Here is a 21881-nt window from a genome sequence, read left to right as displayed (position 1 = left end):
GGTGCGCGTCCTGATGCCGCAACCGATGGCTGAACTGTACTGTCGCGATATGGCTTGATAAATCGGCTTCATATTGAAACACTGTCGCAATTGAGTTGACAGTGAGGCCTTGGTCACCGGATGAGCCAGCTCGAGGACATGCAGATTTTCGTCAGCACGGTGGATGCGCAGAGTTTTACCGCCGCCGCGGACCGGCTCGGGCTGTCGAAGCAGCTGATCAGCCGCCGCATCATGGCGCTCGAAGACCGACTGGGCGCCCGCCTGCTCGTGCGCACCACGCGCCGCCTCAGCATCACCGACACCGGGCGCGGCTTCTACGAGCGCGCGGTGAAAATCCTGCAGGACGTGGATGAGGCGGAGCAGCTGGTCGCCAATCAGAACGCGGCGCCGCGCGGCACGCTGCGGCTGTCGGCACCGATGTCCTTCGGCACGCTGCACCTGGGGTCGGCGATCGCCCGCTTCATGGCGACCTGGCCGGAAGTGACGGTCGAACTGGATCTGAGCGACCGCTTCGTCGATGTCGTGGGCGAGGGCTACGACATGGCGGTGCGCATCGGCCAGCTCGGCGATTCGTCGCTGATCGCCCGCGCCATCGCACCGACCCAACTCGTCTTCTGCGCCAGTCCCGGCTATCTCGAAGCGCACGGCCGGCCGCAGACGCCGGCCGAGCTGAAAGACCATCAATGCCTGTTGTACGGCCATTCGCGCAACGTCGAATGGCCCTTTCTCGACAAGGGCCGGCCGCAGGCGCTGCCGGTCAGCGGCCGGCTGCGTGCGAACAACGGCGAACTGGCGCGCGATGCGGCCATCGCCGGTCTGGGCGTCACGCTGCTGCCCACCTTCATCGTCGGCGAGGCGCTGCGCGCCGGCAGTCTGGTCAGCGTGCTCGATGAATACGCGCCGGCGCCGCTGACCATCTACGCGGTGTATCCGCAGCACCGTCAGCAGTCGCGCACGGTGAAGGTGTTCACCGAGTTCCTGCGCAACACCTTCGGCAAGACCAGCTTTTCCTGAACGGCTGCGGGTTTGCGGGCGGCACGCACGAAGGCTTTGAAATTTTCCTTGAAAAAAGCACGACCGTTCGTATTATTGTCCTATGGGCAAGGGAGAGCACACACGCACGGTCATACTCGAAGCGGCGCTGGCGCAGGCCAGCGAAAGCGGTTTCGAGTCGCTGACCATCGGTTCGCTGGCCGAACGCACCGGGCTGTCGAAGAGCGGCCTGTTCGCGCACTTCGGCTCGCGCGAGGAATTGCAGTGCGCGGCCATCGACATGGCGGCGCAGCTGTTTGCAGACACGGTCATGAAGCCGGCGTTTGCCGCGCCGCGCGGCGTGCCGCGGCTGTGGGCGATGTTCGAAGGCTGGCTGGAATGGACGCAGCGCGGCGGTCTGGCGCACGGCTGTCCGATCCACGCCGCTTCGGTCGAGTACGACGACCGGCCGGGGCCGATGCGCGACCGGCTGGTCGGGCACTACCGCCTGCTGCAGCAGGCGCTGGACAAGGCCGTGCGCATCGCCATCGACGCCGGCCATCTGCGCGCCGACCTCGACATTGAGCAGTTCATCTTCGACATGTTCGCCATCGTGCTCGGCTATTACCACGCCGCCCGCCTGATGGACGACGCACGCGCCGGCGAGCGCGCGCGCGCCGCCTTTGCCCGCCTGCTCGCCGATTTCGCCGTTCCGGGAGCATTGCCATGAGTTCGATCGCCCTCCATCCGCCGCTGCGTGCGCGCCGCACGTCCGGTGCTTCGCTGGCGCCGGTGCTGCGCCACTATTTCCGCCTCGCCAGTCGCGTGGCACCCGAACTGGCGCGTCGGCAGGCCGAGCGCCTGTTCACGACGCCGCCGCGGCCGCACAGTGCGGTATCGACCGCGTTGCCGGCGCGACGCGAAACGGTGAGCGTCGGTCGCCACGACATCGCCGTGTGGTCGGCCGGCCCGGCCGGTGCGCCGGCGGTACTGCTGGCGCACGGCTGGGGCGGGTGCGGTGCGCAGATGGGTACGCTGGCCGCGGCGCTGCTGGCGGCCGGGCGCCGCGTCGTGTGGTTCGACCAGCCGGGCCATGGCGACAGCCGCCGGGTCCGCGTCGGCCTGCCGGATTTCGTGCAGGCGCTGCACGCGCTGAACGCGACGCACGGGCCGTTCGATGCCGCGGTCGGGCATTCGCTTGGCGCCGCGGCCGTCGGCCTCGCGCTACGTGAGCGCGCCGGCTTCGGCCGTGCGGTGTTCATCGGGACGCCGGCGTCGATACGCGAACATGCGCAACGCTTTTCCGCGCGCATCGGCATTTCGCCGCGCGTGCGTGAGGCGATGCGTCGCCGCATCGAACATTTCTACGCCATGCGCTTCGAGGACATCGACCGCATCGACGCGCTGGGCACGGTGACCGTGCCGGCGCTGTTCGTGCACGACGTCGATGACGCGCTGGTGCCGTTCGAGCACGCGCTGCGCCTGTCCGCTGCGATGCCGCAGGCGCGGCTGTTGCGCACCTGGGGCCTGGGTCATCGGCGCCCGCTGCACGATCCGGCGACGGTCGCCGCAGTCACCGACTTCGTCTGCGGGCATGCGGAACTGCCGCAGGTGTTGCCGGCCCTGCCGGTGCCGGCGCCGCTGTATTGAGCCGTCTGCCGACGCCCGCGGCAGTACATGAGCGATCGGGTAGTCTCTTTTTGTGAATCAAAGTTGTATTATGTGAAACTCAGGCGCACGCCCGAGGCGTGACGCCCTCACATACGACAACAGGAGACCACCCATGTCCGAACGCATCGTCTTCCGCAGCGGTGAAGCACTGGTCGCCGGCGGCCCGCCGGGCACCGCGGCCGAGCCCGAAGTCATCATCGGCGAACTGGACGGCCCGGTCGGCACCGCGCTGGCCACGCTGACCGGTGACCAGGTCAAGGGCCACACTCGCGTGTTCGCCATCCTGAACACCGACATCCAGGTGCGTCCGTTGACGCTGATGGTGAGTAAGGTGACGGTCAAGGACGAGCGCTACACCAACATCTTGATGGGCACTGTGCAGGCCGCCATCGCCAATGGCGTGCTCGACGCCGTGCGCGCCGGCGACATTCCGAAGGAAAAGGCGAACGACCTCGGCATCATCGTGTCGGTGTGGCTGAATCCGATGGTGTCGACCGCCAAGGACCTCGACCACAAGATCCTGTTCGACATCCATCGCCAGGCCATGGCCAAGGCGATCAAGAAGGCGATGAACAACCAGCCGGACATCGACTGGCTGCTCGAGAACCAGGACAAGATCACCCACAAGTATTACCAGATGGGGCTGGACGGAAAGATCTGATCCGCCCCGGTCGCCACCTCAGGTGGCGACCGTCTTGTCCTTGAAGCGGCAGATGTCGACGATGCCGCACTGGCCGCACAGCGGCTTGCGCGCCGTACAGGTGTAGCGGCCGTGCAGGATGAGCCAGTGGTGGGCGTGCTGCATGAATTCGGCCGGCACCACCTTGAGCAGCGCGTGTTCGACCGCCAGCACGTCCTTGCCCGGCGCCAGGCCGATGCGGTTCGAAATGCGGAAGATGTGGGTGTCGACCGCCATGGTCGGCGCGCCGAACACGATGTTCAGCACCACGTTGGCGGTCTTGCGGCCGACGCCGGGCAGCGCTTCGAGCGCGGCGCGGTCGTTCGGCACTTCGCCGCCGTGCTTCTCCAGCAACTGGTGCGACAGCGCCACCACGTTCTTTGCCTTGGCGCGGAACAGGCCGATGGTCTTGATGTAGTCCTCGACGCCCTCGACACCGAGGCTGACCATGGCTTCCGGCGTCGGTGCCACCGGAAACAGCTTGCGCGTCGCTACGTTCACGCCCTTGTCGGTCGCCTGTGCCGACAGCACGACGGCGACCAGCAGCTGGAAAGGCGAGCCGTATTCGAGATCGCTTTTCGGCTGCGGGTTGGCCGCGCGCCAGCGCTCGAACATGGTCTGTATTTCGGCCCGCGTGAGCCGGCTGGCACGCCCCGCCATCAGGCCGAAGCGGCTTCGGCCGGCGTGTGCGGCACGGCGGCGCGCGCCTGCACACGCGCCACCCAGGCGTTGCGCGCCGCAATCAGCAGACCGAGGAAGATGAAGGCGCCGGGCGGCAGGATGGCCATCAGCAGGCCGCGGTACTCGTCGCCGAACACGCGGATCGCGTGGGCACCCGGAACGATCATGTCGATGCCGGAGAACAGCGTGCCGGCACCGATCAGTTCGCGTGCGCCGCCGAGCAGCGCCAGCACCCACAGCAGGCCCACGCCCATCGCCGCGCCGTCCCAGGCGGCGGCCAGCGGCGAATTTTTGGCGGCGAAAGCTTCGACCCGCGCCAGCACGATGCAGTTGGTGACGATGAGCGGAATGAAGATGCCCAGCACCAGGTAGAGGTCGTGCAGCCAGGCGTTGAAAGCCAGGTCAAGACAAGTGACCAGTGCGGCGATGATCAGGATGAACACCGGAATGCGGATTTCGTGCGGGATGAGCGTACGCAGCGCGGCCACCGCGCCACTGGCCAGCGCCATCACCAGCACCGTCGCCAGCGACAGGCTCACCGCATTGACCAGCGTGTTGCTGACCGCCAGCAGCGGGCACAGGCCGAGCAGCTGCACCAGCGCGGTGTTGTTCTCCCACAGGCCCTTGCGGCCGATGTCGCCGTAGACGGCGCGTTCTTCAGCGTTCATGCCGGTATCCCCGATGTGTTTGCCGCGCGGTGAAGGTGGCGGCGATGTCCGGCCGCTTGCGGCTTCGATGCAGGCTGGCATCGCGAGCAAGCTCGCTCCCACAAGGGCGGGCAGGCGCCGAAGGTGTGGGAGCGACCTGTGGCCGCGATGCGGCGCGCGTTCATTCGAACACCTTGTCCGCCGCGGCGCCGGCCGGCAGTGCGAACAGCGCGTCGCGTACCGGCGCGATGGCGGCGGCGGCGCGGCCGGCGGCGCGGACGACCGCGCGCGGCGAAATGGTGGCGCCGGTCATGTAGTCGAAATCGCCACCGTCCTTGCGCACCGTCCAGCTGGCCGCCTGCGCGGTGTCGCGGCCGGCGAACTGGCTGATCCACTTCGGCGACGCGCGGTCCTTGGCCGGGTCGATGTAGTCGCCCAGCCCCGGCGTTTCCTTGTGCGCGACCACGCGCACGCCGCCCAGCGTGCCGTCGGCGCGCACTGCCATCAGCAGCCGGATGGCGCCGCTGTAGCCGTCCGGCGCCTGCGCTTCGAACACCAGCGCGACCGGCTCGCTGCCGCGACGTGCGCGATGCAGCGTCACCGGGCCGTCGATGCCGAGCGCGGGCAGGGCGGACAGCTGCACGGTGTCTTCGAGCAGCGCGTTGTCGTAGTCGGCGCGCGGCAGCACCTGGCCGATCAGCTCCAGCCGGCGCGCTTCGACCGAGGCCTGTATCGGCGCTTCGGTGGCGTCGTGGGTGAGCGCCATCAACGCGGTGAAGGCGAGCGTGAACACGGCCAGCAGTGCGGCCGAGCGCATCGCGCTGCCGGCCGCGGTCGGTGCCGGCGGTTCCGGCGCCAGTTCGGCGGCGGCCAGCGCTTCGTCGACCACCGGCGTCTGCGCCTCGTCGCTCATGGCGCGCCTCCGTTCTTGTGGCCGAACACCGGCGGCTGCGTCTTCATGTCGATCAGCGGCACGCAGATGTTCATCAGCAGCACGGCGAAGGCGATGCCGTCCGGGTAGGCGCCGAAGGCGCGGATGAGCCAGGCGATCAGCGCGATGCCGGCGGCGAAGACGAGCTTGCCGCGCGGCGTGGTCGCGCCCGACACCGGATCGGTGGCGATGAAGAAGGCGCCCATCATCGCGCCGCCGGCCAGCAGGTGGAAGGCCGGGCCGGCGAACTGCGCGGGGTCTATCAACGAGGCGATGCCCGACACCAGCGACATCACCGCGACAAAGGCGACCGGTACGTGCCAGGTGATGATGCGCAGCGCCAGCAGCAGCAGGCCACCGGCGCCCCAGGCCAGCGCGACCCACTCCCAGCCGGCGCCGGCAATGTGGCCGAAGGCGGTCGAGCGCATCACGGCGGCGGCGTCACCGCCGGTCATCAGGCCGGTGCGCAGTGCATCCAGCGGCGTGGCACCGGTGACGCCGTCGAGCGCGCGCGCGCCGCCGAACACCCAGTCCATCTGCGTCGCGAAGTCGCCGACATTGAGGCCGGGCCATTGCGACATCAGCGCCGGGAAGCTGACGATCAGCAGCGCGTAGGCCAGCATGGCCGGGTTGAACGGGTTCTGGCCGAGGCCGCCGTACAGGTGCTTGCCGATGATGAGCGCGAAGGCGGTGCCGAGCACCGTGGTCCACCAGGGCAGCAGCGGCGGCAGGCAGACGGCGATCAGCCAGGCGGTGACCAGAGCGCTCATGTCGGTCAGCGCCGGTGCCACCGGGCGACCACGCAGCGCCAGCATCAGGGCTTCGCAGGCGAGTGCGGTGACGCTGGCCAGCGCGATCTGCACCAGCAGCGCGGCGCCGAACAGCCAGCTCTGCACCGCGATGGCCGGCAGCATGGCGACCAGCACTGTGGTCATGACGCGACGCACGCTGGTGTTCTGGCGAAGGTAGGGTGAGTTGTACATCGTGTTCCGTCGTGAGGGGGCGCGGCTGGCGCGCCCCGGTGTCATTCCGTCGGTTTGTCCGCGGTTGCGGTTGCGCGCGTCGTTTCGCCGTCTCCCGTGGCCACCATGTCGGCGGCCAGCTTGCGCCGCGCCTCGGCGGCCTCGACCTGGGCCTGCTGGGCCGGCGTCAGCGTGTCGGTGTTCTTTGCCGCGACCGCTTCCTTCTGTGCCTTGGCGCGCGCCATCGCCGCTTCGATCAGGGCTTTCTTCGGGTCTTCCGCGGGCGTGGCGGCGGTGTCGCCCTCAGCCGGCGGCTTGTCGGTGGCGGCAGGCTTCGCGGCCGGCTTGGCTGCGCTGCGCGCCGCCAGCTTGGCCGCCTTCTCTTCCTTCTCGCGCTCGGCGCGCCAGTTGCGGAACTCGAAGCGTTCGCGCGCCGAATCGGCGGCGTCCTTGTCGCGCTCGCGCGCCCAGATTTCGCTCTTCGCGTAGCGGTAGTAGTCGACCAGCGGAATGTGTGACGGGCACACATAGGCGCAGCAGCCGCACTCGATGCAGTCGAACAGGTGATATTCCTGCGCGCGGCCGAAGTTGCGTGCGCGCGAGTGCCAGTACAGCTCGAACGGCTGCAGGTCGGCCGGGCAGGCGCGCGCGCACTCGCCGCAGCGGATGCAGGGCAGTTCCGGCTCGGGCGGCGGGAACAGCGCCGGCGAAGAGGCGAGCAGGCAGTTCGTCGCCTTCACGACCGGTGCATCGACGCCGGGCAGCGGAATGCCCATCATCGGGCCGCCCATGATGAGCTTGTCGGTGTCCGGCTTCAGGCCGGCGTGTTCGAACACGAAGCCGATCGGTGTGCCGATGGCGACGTCGAAATTGCGTGGGCGATCGACATTGCCGGCGACGGTGACGATGCGGCGGGTCAGCGGTTCGCCGTGTTCGAGTGCGTTCCAGACGGCGAGCGCGGTCGCCACGTTGAAGCACTGCACGCCGTAGTCGGTCGAGCGGCTGCCGTGCGGTACCTCGATGCCGGTCAGCACGCGGATCAGCTGCTTGGCGCCGCCGGCCGGGTAACGCGTCGGCACCACGACGACGTCGAGCGAGGCGTGAGCGAGCGCCGCAGCGGCGGCCTTCAGCGCGGCGGCGGCTTCAGGCTTGTTGTCCTCGACGCCGACCAGCACCTGCTTTGCCGCCAGCATCTTCTGCATCACCAGCGCGCCGCGCAGGATGTCCTCCGCCTCGCTGCGCATCAGCATGTCGTCGCAGGTGATGAAGGGCTCGCACTCGGCGCCGTTCAGCACCAGCGTGTCGGTGCCGCCAGCCTTGCCTGGCGCCAGTTTCAGGTGGCTGGGGAAGACCGCACCGCCAAGACCGACCACGCCGGCGTCGCGCAGGTAGTCGCGCACTTCGCCCGGTGATGCCGCGTGCCAGTCGAAGGGCTCGCGCTCGATGCGCTGGTCCTGACCGTCCGGTTCGATCACCACCGCCATCGACGACAGGCCCGAGGCGTGCGGCATCAGCCGCGGTTCGATCGCCACCACGTGGCCCGAGGTCGGCGCGTGCACCGCGCTCGACACATTGCCGTCGGCCGCGCCGATGCGCTGGCCGTGCAGCACCCGGTCACCCACCTTGACCAGCGGGCGCGGCGTACCGCCGATGTGCTGGTGCAGCGGAATGATCAGCTGCGGCGGCAGCGGCAGGCGGGCGATCGGTTCGCGCGTCGACGCGCCCTTGTTCGGGTCCGGCTTGACGCCGCCATTGAACGAAAACAGTTTGCGCAGCATCAGGCCGCTTCCTTCGCTGCAGTCTCGGTCGCCACCGGTTTCAGGTCGAACACCGGGTAACGCCACTTCCAGGTTTCCACCGTTTCGGCCACCGGCACCATGTCGATGCAGTCGGCCGGGCAGGGCGGTACGCACAGCTCGCAGCCGGTACAGAGGTCGGTAACGATGGTGTGCATCTGCTTGGCGGCGCCGACGATGGCATCGACCGGACAGGCCTGTATGCACAGCGTGCAGCCGATGCAGGTGGCTTCGTCGATCACCGCCACCGCCTTCGGCTTCTCGACGCCGTGCTCGGCATTCAGCGGCTTGTATTCGCGGCCCAGCAGGTCGGCCAGCTTGCGCACGCCCTCGTCGCCGCCGGGCGGGCACTGGTTGATGTCCGCCTCGCCGCCGGCGATTGCGGTGGCGTAGGGCTTGCAGCCGGGGTAGCCGCACTGGCCGCACTGCGTCTGCGGCAGTATCGCGTCGATCTTGTCGACCAGCGGGTCGCCCTGGGTCTTGAACAGCACCGACGCGGCGCCGAGTGCGGCGCCCAGCGCGAGCGCCAGACCGGTCATCACGAGCAGTGCGGAAATCATGAGTCGAGCCCGGCGAAGCCCATGAAGGCCAGGCTCATCAGGCCGGCAGTGATCATGGCGATGGCGTTGCCGCGGAAGGGCACCGGGATGTCGGCGCCGTCCAGCCGCTCGCGGATGCTGGCGAACAGCACCAGCGCCAGCACGAAACCGGCCGCCGAGCCGAAGCCGAACAGCAGCGACTGCAGCAGGTTGTGGCGCGCCGCCTGGTTCAGCAGCGGCACGCCGAGCACGGCGCAATTGGTGGTGATCAGCGGCAGGTAGATGCCCAGCACCTGGTGCAGCAGCGGGCTGGTCTTCTGGATCACCAGTTCGGTCAGCTGCACGATGGCGGCGATGACGACGATGAAACTCAGCGTCGACAGATAGCCCAGGCCGAAGGGCTTGAGCAGGAAGGTGTCGATCAGATAGCTGGAACCACAGGCCAGCGTCAGCACGAACATGGTCGCCAGGCCCATGCCGATCGCGGTTTCGAGCTTTTTCGACACGCCCATGAAAGGGCACAGGCCGAGGATGCGCACGAACACCACGTTGTTGACCAGCGCGGTGCCAAGCAGGATGAACAGGTAACTCGTCATGACGGGGCGAAAGGTCGCCGGAGGTTTTCCGCAGGCCGCGGCGCAGGATGCACCGCGTAGCCGGCGGATTATCCGGCACTGCAGCGCAGCACTCAAGCTGCCGCAGGCGTCGGCCGGCGGTTATGTGGACAGAACCGCCGGCTGGAGCGGGCGTCCGGCGCTTTTCAGGCCAGCGCCGGTGCGACGCCGATGCGGTCCGGCAATTGCTCCACCGGCAGCGGTCTGCTCAGCAGGTAGCCCTGGAAGGCGTCGCAGCCGTGCGCGGACAGAAAGGCCATCTGCGCCTCGGTTTCGACGCCTTCGGCCACTACGGTCAGGCCGAGGTTGTCGGCCAGCGACAGGATGGTGCGAACGATGGCGGCCGAGTGCGGGTCGCTCAGTACTTCGTCGACGAAGCTCTTGTCGATCTTGAGCTGGTCCAGCGGCAGCTTTTTCAGGTAGGCGAGCGAGGAATAGCCGGTGCCGAAATCGTCCAGTGCGAAGCGCACGCCGCGCTGCTGCAGCGCGCGCATGGTGGCCAGCGTCATGTCGAGGTCGCGGTGCAGCATGCTCTCGGTCAGTTCGAGCCGCAGCCGGCGCGGATCGGCGCCGCTGTCGGCCAGTGCCTGCTCGACCCGTCCGACGAAGCCGGATTCGTGGAACTGCCGCTCGCTCACGTTCACCGCGATCGTCCACTGTGCGCGCAGCGGGTCGTCGGCCCAGGCGCGCAGCTGGGTGCAGGCGGTATCGAGCACCCACTGGCCGATCGGCAGGATGTGGTTGCTCTGTTCGGCCAGCGGAATGAAGGCGGCCGGCGACACCATGCCGCGCACCGGGTGCTGCCAGCGCACCAGCGCCTCGACGCCGGTGATGCGCCGCTCGGCGTCGGTCACCGGCTGATAGTGCAGGCGCAGTTCGCCGCGCTCGAGCGCGCCACGCAGGTCGCGCAGCATGAGCGCGCGGGCGGTGGTGTTCTCCTGCAGCGCCGGGTCGAAGAAGCTGAGCCGGTTGCGACCGCTTTCCTTCGCCTTGTACAGCGCCATGTCGGCCTGCTTCAGCAGTTCGTCGGCGCGGTCTTCGGCGCAGTCGAACAGCACGGCGCCGATGCTGGCGGTGGAACTGACCATCTGTCCGCCGAGGTCGCATTCGGCCGCCAGCGCTTCACGCAGCTTCTCGCCGATCTCGCCGACGCGCAGCGAGGCGGTCTCCAGATCGCTGCCGATATTGCCGAGGATGACGACGAACTCGTCGCCGCCGAGTCTCGCCACCGTATCGCTGTCGCGTACGCAGGCCTGCAGTCGCGCAGACATCTGCCGCAGCAGCGCGTCGCCCTGGGCATGGCCCAGCGTGTCGTTGATTTCCTTGAAGTTGTCGAGGTCCATCAGCAGCAGTGCGCCGTGCTGCCCCTCGCGTGCGGCGCTGGCGATGGCCTGGTCGAGCCGGTCATTCATCAGGCGACGGTTGGGCAGACCGGTCAGTTCGTCGTGGAAGGCCAGCCGCTGCGCCTCCTGCTCGGCCTTCTTGCGCGTCGTGATGTCGGCGCGTATCGCGATGTAGCGCTGCGGCACGCCGTCGGCGTCGACCAGCGGCACGATGGTGGTGTGCACCCAATACAGCGAGCTGTCCTTCGCACGGTTGCAGATGTCGCCATGCCAGACCAGCCCGCTTGAAATGGTCTTCCACATGTCGGCGAAGAAGCCCGGCGCATGCGTGCCTGAATTGATGACGCGGTGGCTGCGCCCCACCAGCTCTTCGCGCGCGTACTGCGAGATTTCGCAGAACTTGTCGTTCACCCGCGTGATGACGCCGCGCGCATCGGTTTCCGCGACGATGGCGTGTGCGTCCAGCGCCGCCTTCAGCTCACCGACCTCGCGCAGCGAGTCGAGCACGCGGCGCTGTGCACGCTCGCGCTCGGTAGTGTCGTTGAGGATCAGCACCACGCTGTCGATGCCGCCGTCGGCGCTGTGCTCCGGCACCAAGGTCGATGACAGGTGGACGGCGTTGCCGTCGTTTCCGGTGAAATGGCAGTCGAACTCCACGCGCTGCCCCTGCAGCGCCTCGGCCAGCCGCGGCCGCATCTGTCCGGCCAGTTGCGGCGGCATCACGTCGTCCACCGTGCGACCGACAATGTCGCGAGCGGCGCGGCCCAGGTGCAATTCGTGCATCGGGTTCACATAGCGGAAACGCAGGTCGCGGTCGATGCGCGCGATGTCGGCCGGCACATTGGACAGTATCGTGTCGAGTTCGCGTTCGCGATCGCGCAGCGCATGTTCGGAACGCTGCAGCAACTGGTAGGGCTCGCGCAGGCCGACGACGAAGGTGGCGCGATAGACGAAGGCGTAGGCGGCGATCTTGTACAGATGGCCGAACATGTTCATGAAGTCCGACGCCGTCGTGTAGTTGGTGAACGCCAGTTCGCCGATGCCCATGACGAAACAGGCGCAGGCGAGGTAGCGGGTGCGCGGGTCGGGCGCCATGCGGTTCTGCCAGAACAGCCAGCCGGCCACCGCCAGATTGCCGGCGCACAGCGCGTACTCGAAGCCGGCCTTGAACGCGGTGACGCCGACGCCGGGCACGAAAGTCACCGGAAAGAGGTCGAGGAACCAGGTGCCGGCCGCGAACAGCGCACAAGTGGCGAGCAGGCCGAGTCCCAGCCAGCCGCTGCGTGAGCCCGGCAGGGCGATGCGCGCCGCCACCAGCGCGACGGTCAGCAACTCGAACGAGCGGCCGGCCAGCCAGAAGAAGATGGCTTTCGCCGTGCTGCTCTCGGTCAGCAGCGCCGGCATGCCGGCGTAGGTCAGCGCATGGATCAGGTCGCAGCCGGCGACCACCGAGAAACCGAAGATGAGCGTGTTGGACGCGTAGTCGCCCGCCTGGTCGAAGCGGTGCCAGGACATGATGACCACCAGTGCCGACACCACGACGGAGAAAGTCTCCAGCAGCAGGTGGAAGGCCAGCATCTCGCCATGTCGGCCCTCGAACAGCGGGATCGGTGGCAGCAGGGCCGCGAACACCATCAGCAGCAGGGCGACCAGACAGACGGTCGCCGGCGAGCGCAGGCCGGCGGCAGCGTCGACGGATTCGGCGTTTTGTGTGGGCATGTCGATGACCGGGCCGGCTTCGCGTGGGTCCAGGGTAAACGGCCCCCGGAAGCAGGGCCTTGAGCACGGAACGCACGCTATTGCTTATGTTGCAGCCGGTCAAGCTGCCCGGCCACCCCGGCAGATCATGCTGTCGGGGTGGCGGTCGAACCAGGAGGGAAGGTCAGAAATCGACCGTGGCGCTGAGCATGGCGGTGCGCGGCGCGCCCTGGACCAGATAGCTGGAGCCGGGGTAGCCGCCGGCAGCCGCCCAGTAGGCGCGGTCGCTCACATTGTCGACGCGGGCGCGGAAGGTGACGTCCTTGCCGGCGACCCGCGTGATGTAGCGCGCGCCGAGGTCGAAACGGGTCCAGCTCGGGATGGACGCCGTGTTGGTGGCATCGAAATACTGTGACGCGGTGTAGATGGTGCGTGCGTCCAGACTCAGGCCGCGCAGCAGCGGCACATCCCACTCGACTCCGAAAGTGTACTGGGCGGACGGCACGCCGATTGCGCGGTTGCCGTCGTTGGTGCCACCGGCGGTACGCTCCAGTTCGGCGTCGATCCAGGTGGCGCCGCCGAGCAGGCGCAGGCCCGGCAGCGGTTCGCCATACAGCGTCAGCTCGATGCCGGTGTTCTGCTGCTCGCCGCTGGCGCGGAACACGTTGTCGGCGCCGACGAAAGCACTCGGCAATTCGATCGAGAACACCGCCAGACCGGCGCCGAAGCGCTTGTCCTCGTACTTCACGCCGGCTTCAGTCTGCTTCGACACGAAGGGCGACAGGCGCTCGTTGGCATTGACCGCGGTGTTCGGCGCGGTGCCGCCACGGGTCAGTGCCTCGGCGTAGTTTGCATACAGCGACATTTCCTGCGTCAGCTTGTATACCGCACCGACCGCCGGCGTGAGCTTGGTCTTGTCGTAGGAGGTGCCGAACACCGCATAGTCGTTGTAGGGCACGTCGATGATCTTCTGCAGCCGTGCGCCGAGCGTGAGCAGCAGACGGTCGTTGGCAAAGGCCATGGTGTCGGCGAGCGCCAGACTGAAGCTGCGGGTCTTCTGCTGCGTCTGCGGCGAGTTCAGCTCGGGATTGGGGGCACCGCCCGGTCGCGCAACCGGTTGCGGGTCGTACAGGTTGTCGACGAAGGCGGCGCCGAACTCGTTTTCGTTCTTCTCGGTGCGCCAGTGGCCGGCCATCGACGCCGTCAGGCGGTGCTGGACCGCTCCGGTCGTCACCTGGGTACGGATACCGGCCTCGCCGGTCACCACAACCTCGTCGCGATAGTTGTCGAAGCGACTCGAATTGATCGTGCCGTTCGAGTCGAGGAAGTGGAAGGGCAGCGAGTTGCGTTCCTTGCCACGGCGCGCGCCGACGGCCACCCAGGTGGTGGTGACGTCGCTCAGGTCGAACTCGGCCCGCACCGTACCGAAAACGGTCTGGTCGCCGGAGTAGATCCACGGCTGCGAGTAGTTCGACGATGCACTCGGCGGCCGCGGGACGAACGTGAGGCCGCCGCCGCGCAAGAGGCTCGGACGGCCCTCGATCAGGTTCTGGTCCTGCATGCCGACGTCGGCCGACAGCCGGAAGTCGCGGCCGCGGTAATCCGCGCCCAGCGAGAACATTTCGAAGTCCTTGCGTTCGTTGTCGATGCCAGTGCCGCCGACGCGGCGGGCTGCATTCACACGCAGGCCCAGTTCCTTGTTTTCGCCGAAGCGGCGCGCCACGTCGGCCGCAAGGTAGTCCTGACCGCCGGTCTGCAGACCGTAGGTCAGGCGTGTCAGGTCTTCGTTCGGCGCGCGCTTGGGCACCAGATTGATCGAGCCGCCGATACCGCTGCCCGCGGTACCGCCCGGGGCGGCGCCGTTCACGAAAGTATTGGCGCCGCGCAGCACCTCGACGCGTTCGAGGAACTCGGTTGCCACGTACTGCCGCGGCAGCACGCCGTACAGGCCGTTGTAGGCCATGTCGTCTGAAAACAGCGGGAAACCGCGGATGACGTAAAGCTCCTGGAAGTTGCCGAAGCCGCGCGAAATGCGCACGGTCGGGTCATTGCGCAGTACCTCGGCGACGCCCGAGGCTTGCTGGTCCTCGATCAGCTGGTTCGTGTAGGCAGTGGTGCTGAAGGGGGTGTCCAGCGTGCTCTGGTTGCCGAGAATGCCGATACGCGCACCCTTCGCCACCTGTCCGCCGGCGAAGGCGGGCGGCAGGCCGGCGGCCGACGCGTCGGCGCTGGCTTCGACCACCACCGGCGCCAGCGTGATCGGCGCCGACGGATCTTCGGTCTGCTGGGCGTGAGCGACGGTGCTGGCGAGCGCCGCCATGATGGCGAGCGCGAGGGGAGGGCGCGGGAAAGCAGGGGCGTTTTTCATTGCGGCGGAGGGCACGGGGTGCTGAGGTAGAATCGGGAGCAACGAATCGTATTACGAATCGTTCTTGTTTTTGTGTTTTTTGCGACTTTTTGCACACCGTCGCGGCGTACTGTCGTATCCCTGCTACCCCGAGTCCGGCCCCGTCCATCGATGAAATCCGTTACGCCCGACACCGCCACGGCTTCCTGTACGTCCGCCGCACGCCCCCGCGCCACCTCGCTGCAGCGCTGGGTGTGGGTGCACAAATGGTCCAGTCTGGTGTGCACGCTGTTCATGCTGCTGCTGTGTCTGACCGGTCTGCCGCTGGTTTTCTATCACGAGATCGACCACGCACTCGGCAAGCACATCGAGGCGCCGGAAATGGCTGCCGGCACCGCGCATCTGCCGGTCGACCGCATCGTCGAATCGGCGCGCCGCCACCACCCGGACCTGGTACCGCTCTACCTGTTCAAGGAAGAGGACGAGCCGGACATGTGGGTGGTCAAGATGGACACCCGGCCGGACACCGACGAGACGCAGGCGAAGTTCTCGGTGGTCGATGCGCGCACCGGCGAAATCCTCGGCGAGCCGCGCTTCGACGAGGGTTTCATGCACCTGATGTACCGCCTGCACGTCGACCTGTTCGCCGGTCTGGCGGGCCGGCTGTTCCTCGGCTTCATGGGCCTGCTGCTGGTGGTCGCGCTGGTCAGTGGCGTCGTGCTGTACGCCCCCTTCATGCGCAAGCTCGACTTCGGCGAGGTACGTCGCGGCCGCTCGACGAAACTGTGGTGGCTGGACATGCACAATATGCTGGGCATCGTCACCGTCACCTGGGCGCTGGTCGTGGGCGGCACCGGCGTCATCAACACCTGGGCCGACCTCATCCTGAAGGCGTGGCAGGCGGAACAGGTTGCCGCGCTGAAGACTGCGGGCGGTGCCGCAGCCGGCAGCGGTGGCAGTGTGGCGCCGCTGCAGTCGCTGGTCGATGCCGCACTCGCCGCCGAGCCGGGCATGGCCGTCGCCACGGTCGCCTTTCCCGGCACGCTGCTGTCCGCGCCCTCGCATTACGCCGTCTTCCTGCACGGCGACACGCCGCTGACCGCGAAGCTGCTGAAGGCGGTGCTGGTCGATCCGGTCAGCGCAGCGGTGATCGAAACGAAGCCGCGCCCCTGGTACGCCACCGCGCTGCTGGTGTCGCAGCCACTGCACTTCGGCGACTACGGCGGCCTGCCGCTGAAAATCCTGTGGGCGCTGCTCGACCTCGTCACCGTCGTCGTGTTGTGGAGCGGGCTCGTGCTGTGGTGGCGCAAGCACAGACACGCGGCCGCGGCGCCCGTCAGCGTCACTCCTGCAGTGAGCACCGCCCAGGGTGGCACATGAAAGGCGCCAGATCGAATACCGTCATTTTCCGCTGGCCGCTGCTGATCGCCGTACTGACCGCCATCGGACTGCTGTCGGCGCTGGTTGGCGACGACGGCTGGGACGCCCTGTCGTGGGCGCTGCTGGCGGTGCCGGTGGGGCTGTGCGGGTATTTCAGTCTCGCCAGACGATGAGCTGACGGCGTCCCGCTCGTCAACACAGCGCTCTGTCAGGGCGAGGCCTTGCGTCTCGCTGCATGCACCAGATTGACCACGGCAATCAGCAGGAATCCCAGCGCCGGCAGGCACCACACGAAGGCCGCATCGGTATGCACGGTCTGCGTTGCCGCGTCGTAGTGGCGGCCAAGTTCGTTGAACTCGATCATGAGATAGCGCGCGTACCAGAGCCAGAAGAACGGCAGCGACGCCGCGAGCGGCAGAATGACCCCGGGGGACAGAATCCGTCGTGATCGTGGTCGGCTCTTGGATGTCATGGTGAGATCGATGGGCGTCATCGGTTGCCGATCGCCCGCGGGTATTCGGCCTGGTCCGGGCTCTCGCGTCGCGGCTTGTTAGTGGCTAACACCCGCGGCAAGGGTGCTAGGACTTCAGCAGCCCACCCAGCATGCCCATCGCCGCCTGCAGCGCATCCCCTTCGGGCGCCTTGCCGTCGGGTGACAGTTTGTCGATCAGCTGTGGCAGCAATCCGGCGAGGCCGGACGACACTTCTTGCGAGGACATGCCCACCTGCTGCGCCACACCGCCGATCTGGTCGGCGCCGAACACGGCCTTGATCTGCTCGCCGGAGATCGGCAGGTTGGGGCCGGAGCCCAGCCAGGAGGCGATCACCTCGCCCAGGCCGCCCTGCTGGAACTTGGCGATCAGGCCCTGCAGGCCGCCGATCTGCGGGCTGTTGATCAGGCTCATCGCGGCCTGGATCAGTGCGGCGTTGCCGCCAGCGCCGGATTGCCCGCCGAGTGCGCCGGCAACCTGCCCGGCGATCGAGTCGAAAAGTCCCATGTCGGTCTCCTGAGGTGAATGAAGGGGCAGGTTACGCCAGCCGCGTGACGAGTGGGTGGCAAGTGGGTGGCGAGGCTTTCAGTCTATGCACGGTCGCGTGTGCAAACGGGTGTTCAGCGCATCCACTGTTTCCGCCCAGTCGGCATCCTGCACCACGGCGTCGCGCAGGAAGGCGGCCTGGGCCGGGTTCCAGAAACGGGCTTCGTGCAGCGGCACGCCGTTGTCGAGATGGCCGCAGGTGGCGATGAAACGCTCGATCGACTGCGCGTCGTTCGGCAGGCCGAGCTGGGCGAAAAGGGTTTCCATCGAGTGCGGGGTGATGTCCATGACGATCTCCTTGCTGGGTGGGTATATCCGGTCCGAATGCCTGACGCGCGCGAAGTTCATTGCTTGTCCGGCGCGCGGTCGCCCAGCATGGCCTCAGGCCGCACCCACTGGTCGAACTGTTCGCCGCTCACGTCGCCGGAGGCGAGCGCTGCTTCACGCAGCGTGAGGCCTTCGCGGTGGGCGCGGGCGGCGATCTTCGCCGCGCGGTCGTAGCCGATGTGCGGTACCAGCGCGGTCACCAGCATCAGCGACTGCTGCATCAGCGCGGCGATGCGCTCGCGCCGCGCTTCGATGCCGGCGACGCAGTGGGTGTCGAAGCTGCGCATGCCGTCGGCCAGCAGGCGGATGCTCTGCAGCACGGCGCCAGCGATCAGCGGTTTGTAGACGTTCAGTTCGAAGTTGCCCGAGGCGCCGCCCAGCGTGACCGCGACGTCGTTGCCGATGACCTGAGCGCACAGCATGGTGAGCGCTTCGCACTGGGTCGGGTTCACCTTGCCCGGCATGATGGAACTGCCGGGCTCGTTCTCCGGCAGCGCCAGTTCGCCGAGGCCGCAGCGCGGGCCTGAGGCGAGCCCGCGGATGTCGTTGGCGATCTTGCTCAGCGCTACGGCCAGCGTCTTCAGCGCGCCGTGCAGTGCCACCAGCGGCTCGTGCCCGGCCAGCGCGGCAAACGGGTTGTCGGCGCGCACGAAGGGCAGGCCGGTGCCGTCGGCCAGCTTGTTCGCCACCCGCGCACCGAATTCCGGATGGGTGTTCAGGCCGGTGCCGACCGCGGTGCCGCCGATCGCCAGTGCGTGCACGGCGGGCAGCGCCGCGACGATGGCCGAGCGGGCCAGCGCGAGCTGGGCGGCGTAGCCGGAAAACTCCTGCCCCAGCGTCAGCGGCGTGGCGTCTTGCAGATGCGTGCGGCCGATCTTGACGATGTCGGCGAAGGCGACCGCCTTGTCGGCCAGTTGCGCGTGCAGCGCGTCGAGTGCCGGCATCAGCGCGCGCCGGACCGCGTAGGCCGCGGCCACGTGCATTGCCGTCGGGAACACGTCGTTCGACGACTGGCCCATGTTCACATCGTCGTTCGGGTGCAGCGTGCGTGCCTCGCCGCAGTCGCCGCCCATCAGCTGCGAGCCGCGGTTGGCCAGCACTTCGTTCATATTCATATTGGTCTGCGTGCCGGAGCCGGTCTGCCACAGCGACAGCGGAAACTCGTCGTCATGCTGGCCGGCGAGCACCTCGTCGGCGGCGGCGACGATGGCGGTCATGCGCTCGGCCGGCAGCTTGCCCAGCCGGCCATTGGCCAGAGCCGCGGCGCGCTTGACCGCGGCCAGCGCGTGTATCAGTTCGCGCGGCATGCGCTCGGTCGATATCGCGAAGTGCTGCAGAGAGCGCTGCGTCTGCGCGCCCCACAGGCGGTCCGCCGGCACCTCGATCGGGCCGAAGGAATCGTGTTCGGTGCGGGTGGCTGCGGGCGGCTGCGTGGCGGTGTCCATGGCGGTCTCTCTTCGAAGCCAGTTTTAAGGATAGGACATGACGACGCCACGGCCCGGCCGGCGGGTGTGGTGAGGACGGCGCTGCGGTACACTCCGGGCCGGCTTCCGCCGTGTTCCGTACTTCATCCCTCTCCGTGTCCGACATTCCCGCCACCTTCGCACCCGACGGCCCGCTGGCCCGCGCCATCCCCGGTTTTACGCCGCGCACGCAGCAGACCGAAATGGCCGAGCGCGTGGCGCAGGCCATCGCCGACCGCAGCGTGCTGGTGGTCGAGGCGGGCACCGGTACCGGCAAGACCTACGCCTACCTGGTGCCTGCGCTGCTGTCGGGCGCCAAGGTGATCGTGTCGACCGGCACCAAGACGCTGCAGGACCAGCTCTTCGGCCGCGACCTGCCGACCGTGCGCGGCGCGCTTGGCGTGCCGGTCAGCATTGCGCTGCTGAAGGGCCGCGCCAACTACCTGTGCCACTACCACCTGGAGCGTTCGCTGCAGGAGGGCCGTTTCGGCTCGCGAGAAGACGCCTCTCACCTGCAGGCGATCGCTCGTTGGGCCAAGGTGACCAGCACCGGCGACAAGGCGCAGTGCAGCGAGGTGCCCGAAGAATCCGGCGCCTGGTCGCATGCGACCTCGACCCGCGACAACTGCCTCGGCCAGGACTGCCCGAATGCGAAGGAGTGCTTCGTCACCGCCGCGCGCCGCGAGGCGATGGAAGCTGACGTCGTGGTGGTGAACCACCACCTCTTCTTCGCCGACCTGATGCTGCGCGACGAGGGCGTGGCCGAACTGCTGCCGGCCTGCAATGCCGTCGTGTTCGACGAGGCGCACCAGCTCGCCGAGACCGCCAGCCTGTTCTTCGGCGAATCGGTATCGACCTCGCAAATGCTCGAACTGGCGCGCGACACCCGCGCCGAGGCGCTGGTCGGCGCCAAGGATTTCAAGCAGCTGCCTGAATCGGCCGAGCGTCTGGTGAAGGCGGTGCGCGACCTGCGGCTGGTGTTCCGCGAGGAGAACGTGCGCCTGTCGGCGGCGCAGATCGACGAGCGCCCGGCTTTCGCGCCGGCGCTGGCCACGGTGCTGGAGGCGCTGAACGAACTGGCCGGACTGCTGGAAACGCAGGCGGCGCGCAGCGAGGGCCTGGAAAAGTGCTGGCAGCGTGCGCTCGACCTGATCGCCCGCGTCGAGCGCTGGCAGGCCGGCGAGCGACCCGGAGAAGCGGCGGACCGCGTGCGCTGGGCCGAGGTCTATACGCAGGCGCTGGCGCTGAATGCCACGCCGTTGTCGGTGGCCGACATCTTCCGCCGGCAGATGGAAGACAACCCGCGCGCCTGGATATTCACGTCGGCCACGCTGTCGGTCGGCAACGATTTCGGCCACTACTGCGGCGAACTGGGGCTGCACAACGCCGAAACCGCGCAGTGGGGCAGCCCCTTCGCCTACGAACAGCAGGCGCTGCTGTACGCGCCGGAGAACATGCCCGAGCCGTCGGCGCCGACCTATGCCGAGGCGGTGGCGCGCGCCGCCTGGCCGCTGATCAAGGCCTGCCGCGGCGGCGTGTTCGTGCTGTGCACCTCACTGCGGGCGATGAAGCGCATCCACGAACTGATCGAGGACAAGCTGTCAGCCTACGATCCGGATCGCCCGCTGCTGATGCAGGGCCAGGCCACGCGCAGCGAACTGCTGGACCGCCATCGCGCCGCCGGCAACGCCGTACTGGTGGCCAGCCAGAGCTTCTGGGAAGGCGTGGACGTGCGCGGTGACGCGCTGCAACTGGTCATCATCGACAAGCTGCCCTTCGCACCGCCGGACGACCCGGTGCTGTCGGCGCGCATCGAGCACCTGAAGAAGCAGGGGCGCAACGCCTTTTCCGAGTACCAGCTGCCGCACGCGGTGATCAGCATGAAACAGGGCGCCGGCCGTCTCATCCGTGACGAGCGCGACCACGGCGTACTGATGGTGTGCGACCCGCGGCTGGTCGAAAAGCACTACGGCAAGGTGATCTGGCGCAGCCTGCCGCCGATGCGTCGCACCCGCAGCGCCGACGTGGCTGTGCAGTTTCTCGAAAGTCTGGCCGGCTGAGCGCGGCGTACAGACGCATGCTCTGGCCGCGATGCGGCGGTGGCGGGATGCACAGGCCTTGATCGTCTGCGGGGGCGCAGCTGGGGGGGCGGGCGGCGAGCATCGCTCGCTGCCCGCAAAGCCGGTCGGTGATACAGGGCCGACCGTCGGAGGCGCCGACCAGACCCCGGGGGCCGGCGGGCGGGCGACACCTGCGGTGATCAGGCCGCGACCTTGCGGCACTCCTTGGCGCAGGCGACGCACGCTTCGGCGCACTGGCGGCATTCGGCATGCATCTTTTCGTGCTTGCGGCATTCCTTCTCGCAGTCTTCGCATACCGCCAGCGCAAGCGATGCAAGCTTTGGCAGGTGGCGCGAATCGGCGGCGGCCAGCTTGAGCAGGGCATCGCAGGTGGCGAGCATTTCGGTCACGGTGATCGCGCAGGCGGCCATGTCCTTGTCGCCGGTGGCCAGCACGCGGTGACATTCGGCCAGACAGATCTGCCCGGCCTGCAGGCATTCGCTCGTGCTGGCGATCAGGGCTGCGCGCTTGTGCGGGCCAGCGGGCTTGCCGGCGCCGTGGTCGTGATGATGGTGCGCGTGGTCGTCGGCCGCTGCGCTCTGGGCAAGTAGTGCGGCGCCCAGTGCGATGCCAGCGCCCAGCATGTCTCTGCGATCCATTTCGGTCTCCTCTGAACGGTGCGCCGGGATTGTTCCACATCATCCTCGCGCGTGCGGCCCGTGCCACACTGTCGC

General features: G+C 68.0%; 21 protein-coding genes. 7 read left to right on the top strand and 14 right to left on the bottom strand.

Features of this window, described 5'->3' with window-relative positions; all coding sequences use genetic code 11:
• Window positions 1-120 precede the first annotated feature (120 nt).
• From METFAM1_RS0107400 to fae, 4 genes are all read left to right on the top strand, one after another.
• Complete coding sequence (locus METFAM1_RS0107400) at window positions 121-1014, top strand: LysR family transcriptional regulator (RefSeq protein WP_019918972.1); 894 nt, start codon at window positions 121-123, stop codon at window positions 1012-1014.
• A gap of 82 nt (window positions 1015-1096) precedes the next feature.
• On the top strand, window positions 1097-1702 hold the full coding sequence (locus METFAM1_RS0107395; protein ID WP_019918971.1) for a TetR/AcrR family transcriptional regulator: 606 nt from the start codon (window positions 1097-1099) through the stop codon (window positions 1700-1702).
• Window positions 1699-2622, top strand: a complete 924-nt coding sequence (locus METFAM1_RS0107390) for an alpha/beta fold hydrolase (protein ID WP_019918970.1) — start codon at window positions 1699-1701, stop codon at window positions 2620-2622. Before METFAM1_RS0107395 ends, METFAM1_RS0107390 begins: the two co-directional genes overlap by 4 nt.
• A gap of 133 nt (window positions 2623-2755) precedes the next feature.
• On the top strand, window positions 2756-3304 hold the full coding sequence (gene fae, locus METFAM1_RS0107385; RefSeq protein WP_018229895.1) for a formaldehyde-activating enzyme: 549 nt from the start codon (window positions 2756-2758) through the stop codon (window positions 3302-3304).
• A gap of 18 nt (window positions 3305-3322) precedes the next feature.
• On the opposite strand, the gene nth is transcribed toward fae, so the two are convergent.
• The 9 genes from nth to METFAM1_RS0107340 form a co-directional block, all read right to left on the bottom strand.
• Window positions 3323-3982, bottom strand: coding sequence for an endonuclease III (gene nth, locus METFAM1_RS0107380; protein ID WP_019918969.1), 660 nt, complete (start codon window positions 3980-3982; stop codon window positions 3323-3325).
• Window positions 3982-4671: an electron transport complex subunit RsxE gene (rsxE, locus tag METFAM1_RS0107375; RefSeq protein WP_019918968.1), complete on the bottom strand. Its 690-nt coding sequence runs from the start codon at window positions 4669-4671 to the stop codon at window positions 3982-3984. Before rsxE ends, nth begins: the two co-directional genes overlap by 1 nt.
• A gap of 160 nt (window positions 4672-4831) precedes the next feature.
• Entirely contained in the window at window positions 4832-5563 is a 732-nt protein-coding gene (gene rsxG / locus METFAM1_RS0107370) for an electron transport complex subunit RsxG (RefSeq protein WP_019918967.1), read from the bottom strand.
• Window positions 5560-6564 carry an RnfABCDGE type electron transport complex subunit D gene (locus METFAM1_RS0107365; protein ID WP_024300548.1) on the bottom strand — a complete coding sequence of 335 codons (1005 nt, stop codon included), beginning with the start codon at window positions 6562-6564 and terminating at the stop codon, window positions 5560-5562. Before METFAM1_RS0107365 ends, rsxG begins: the two co-directional genes overlap by 4 nt.
• Window positions 6565-6605: 41 nt before the next feature.
• Window positions 6606-8321 carry an electron transport complex subunit RsxC gene (rsxC, locus tag METFAM1_RS0107360; RefSeq protein ID WP_019918965.1) on the bottom strand — a complete coding sequence of 572 codons (1716 nt, stop codon included), beginning with the start codon at window positions 8319-8321 and terminating at the stop codon, window positions 6606-6608.
• A complete protein-coding gene (gene rsxB, locus METFAM1_RS0107355; RefSeq protein ID WP_019918964.1) occupies window positions 8321-8899 on the bottom strand; it encodes an electron transport complex subunit RsxB in 579 nt (192 codons plus the stop codon). The genes rsxC and rsxB overlap by 1 nt, the downstream gene beginning before the upstream one ends.
• Window positions 8896-9474 (bottom strand): electron transport complex subunit RsxA, encoded by a 579-nt coding sequence (rsxA, locus tag METFAM1_RS0107350; protein ID WP_019918963.1) that lies wholly within the window; start codon window positions 9472-9474, stop codon window positions 8896-8898. Before rsxA ends, rsxB begins: the two co-directional genes overlap by 4 nt.
• A 164-nt stretch (window positions 9475-9638) precedes the next feature.
• Window positions 9639-12554 carry a bifunctional diguanylate cyclase/phosphodiesterase gene (locus tag METFAM1_RS20130; RefSeq protein WP_019918962.1) on the bottom strand — a complete coding sequence of 972 codons (2916 nt, stop codon included), beginning with the start codon at window positions 12552-12554 and terminating at the stop codon, window positions 9639-9641.
• 163 nt (window positions 12555-12717) lie between these two features.
• Window positions 12718-14901: a TonB-dependent receptor gene (locus tag METFAM1_RS0107340; RefSeq protein WP_232419678.1), complete on the bottom strand. Its 2184-nt coding sequence runs from the start codon at window positions 14899-14901 to the stop codon at window positions 12718-12720.
• Between the two features lie 150 nt (window positions 14902-15051).
• Between METFAM1_RS0107340 and METFAM1_RS0107335 the strand changes: the two genes are divergently transcribed.
• On the top strand, window positions 15052-16260 hold the full coding sequence (locus METFAM1_RS0107335) for a PepSY-associated TM helix domain-containing protein (protein ID WP_019918960.1): 1209 nt from the start codon (window positions 15052-15054) through the stop codon (window positions 16258-16260).
• Window positions 16257-16433, top strand: a complete 177-nt coding sequence (locus tag METFAM1_RS21005; protein ID WP_019918959.1) for a hypothetical protein — start codon at window positions 16257-16259, stop codon at window positions 16431-16433. Before METFAM1_RS0107335 ends, METFAM1_RS21005 begins: the two co-directional genes overlap by 4 nt.
• 35 nt (window positions 16434-16468) lie before the next feature.
• On the opposite strand, the gene METFAM1_RS0107325 is transcribed toward METFAM1_RS21005, so the two are convergent.
• From METFAM1_RS0107325 to fumC, 4 genes are all read right to left on the bottom strand, one after another.
• On the bottom strand, window positions 16469-16753 hold the full coding sequence (locus METFAM1_RS0107325; RefSeq protein ID WP_019918958.1) for a hypothetical protein: 285 nt from the start codon (window positions 16751-16753) through the stop codon (window positions 16469-16471).
• An 85-nt stretch (window positions 16754-16838) separates the two neighbouring features.
• Window positions 16839-17288 carry a YidB family protein gene (locus tag METFAM1_RS0107320; RefSeq protein WP_408630423.1) on the bottom strand — a complete coding sequence of 150 codons (450 nt, stop codon included), beginning with the start codon at window positions 17286-17288 and terminating at the stop codon, window positions 16839-16841.
• Window positions 17289-17336: 48 nt separating this feature from the next.
• The gene (locus METFAM1_RS0107315; RefSeq protein WP_019918956.1) at window positions 17337-17585 is read right to left on the bottom strand and encodes a DUF2789 domain-containing protein; all 249 of its coding nucleotides are present in this window, start codon (window positions 17583-17585) and stop codon (window positions 17337-17339) included.
• A gap of 56 nt (window positions 17586-17641) precedes the next feature.
• On the bottom strand, window positions 17642-19069 hold the full coding sequence (fumC, locus tag METFAM1_RS0107310; RefSeq protein WP_019918955.1) for a class II fumarate hydratase: 1428 nt from the start codon (window positions 19067-19069) through the stop codon (window positions 17642-17644).
• 134 nt (window positions 19070-19203) lie between these two features.
• Between fumC and METFAM1_RS0107305 the strand changes: the two genes are divergently transcribed.
• A complete protein-coding gene (locus METFAM1_RS0107305) occupies window positions 19204-21147 on the top strand; it encodes a DNA repair helicase YoaA (RefSeq protein ID WP_019918954.1) in 1944 nt (647 codons plus the stop codon).
• Window positions 21148-21347: 200 nt separating this feature from the next.
• On the opposite strand, the gene METFAM1_RS0107300 is transcribed toward METFAM1_RS0107305, so the two are convergent.
• Window positions 21348-21806 (bottom strand): four-helix bundle copper-binding protein, encoded by a 459-nt coding sequence (locus tag METFAM1_RS0107300; protein ID WP_019918953.1) that lies wholly within the window; start codon window positions 21804-21806, stop codon window positions 21348-21350.
• Window positions 21807-21881: the final 75 nt, after the last annotated feature.

The sequence above is a fragment of the Methyloversatilis discipulorum genome (genome assembly GCF_000527135.1).
GTDB classification, from domain to species: Bacteria; Pseudomonadota; Gammaproteobacteria; order Burkholderiales; family Rhodocyclaceae; genus Methyloversatilis; species Methyloversatilis discipulorum.
The sequence above is the reverse complement of the archived record's forward strand: the minus strand, read 5'-3'. Positions and strand labels throughout refer to the sequence as shown.

Coding starts and splice junctions, on each gene's coding strand:
- METFAM1_RS21005 (WP_019918959.1), top strand. CDS start 16,257: ATGAAAGGCGCCAGATCGAATACCGTCATTTTCCGCTGGCCGCTGCTG.
- METFAM1_RS0107395 (WP_019918971.1), top strand. CDS start 1,097: ATGGGCAAGGGAGAGCACACACGCACGGTCATACTCGAAGCGGCGCTG.
- rsxG (WP_019918967.1), bottom strand. CDS start 5,563: ATGAGCGACGAGGCGCAGACGCCGGTGGTCGACGAAGCGCTGGCCGCC.
- fumC (WP_019918955.1), bottom strand. CDS start 19,069: ATGGACACCGCCACGCAGCCGCCCGCAGCCACCCGCACCGAACACGAT.
- rsxA (WP_019918963.1), bottom strand. CDS start 9,474: ATGACGAGTTACCTGTTCATCCTGCTTGGCACCGCGCTGGTCAACAAC.
- METFAM1_RS0107340 (WP_232419678.1), bottom strand. CDS start 14,901: ATGAAAAACGCCCCTGCTTTCCCGCGCCCTCCCCTCGCGCTCGCCATC.
- METFAM1_RS0107325 (WP_019918958.1), bottom strand. CDS start 16,753: ATGACGCCCATCGATCTCACCATGACATCCAAGAGCCGACCACGATCA.
- METFAM1_RS20130 (WP_019918962.1), bottom strand. CDS start 12,554: ATGCCCACACAAAACGCCGAATCCGTCGACGCTGCCGCCGGCCTGCGC.
- METFAM1_RS0107400 (WP_019918972.1), top strand. CDS start 121: ATGAGCCAGCTCGAGGACATGCAGATTTTCGTCAGCACGGTGGATGCG.
- METFAM1_RS0107315 (WP_019918956.1), bottom strand. CDS start 17,585: ATGGACATCACCCCGCACTCGATGGAAACCCTTTTCGCCCAGCTCGGC.
- METFAM1_RS0107335 (WP_019918960.1), top strand. CDS start 15,052: ATGAAATCCGTTACGCCCGACACCGCCACGGCTTCCTGTACGTCCGCC.
- METFAM1_RS0107365 (WP_024300548.1), bottom strand. CDS start 6,564: ATGTACAACTCACCCTACCTTCGCCAGAACACCAGCGTGCGTCGCGTC.
- METFAM1_RS0107390 (WP_019918970.1), top strand. CDS start 1,699: ATGAGTTCGATCGCCCTCCATCCGCCGCTGCGTGCGCGCCGCACGTCC.
- nth (WP_019918969.1), bottom strand. CDS start 3,982: ATGGCGGGGCGTGCCAGCCGGCTCACGCGGGCCGAAATACAGACCATG.
- fae (WP_018229895.1), top strand. CDS start 2,756: ATGTCCGAACGCATCGTCTTCCGCAGCGGTGAAGCACTGGTCGCCGGC.
- rsxC (WP_019918965.1), bottom strand. CDS start 8,321: ATGCTGCGCAAACTGTTTTCGTTCAATGGCGGCGTCAAGCCGGACCCG.
- rsxE (WP_019918968.1), bottom strand. CDS start 4,671: ATGAACGCTGAAGAACGCGCCGTCTACGGCGACATCGGCCGCAAGGGC.
- METFAM1_RS0107300 (WP_019918953.1), bottom strand. CDS start 21,806: ATGGATCGCAGAGACATGCTGGGCGCTGGCATCGCACTGGGCGCCGCA.
- rsxB (WP_019918964.1), bottom strand. CDS start 8,899: ATGATTTCCGCACTGCTCGTGATGACCGGTCTGGCGCTCGCGCTGGGC.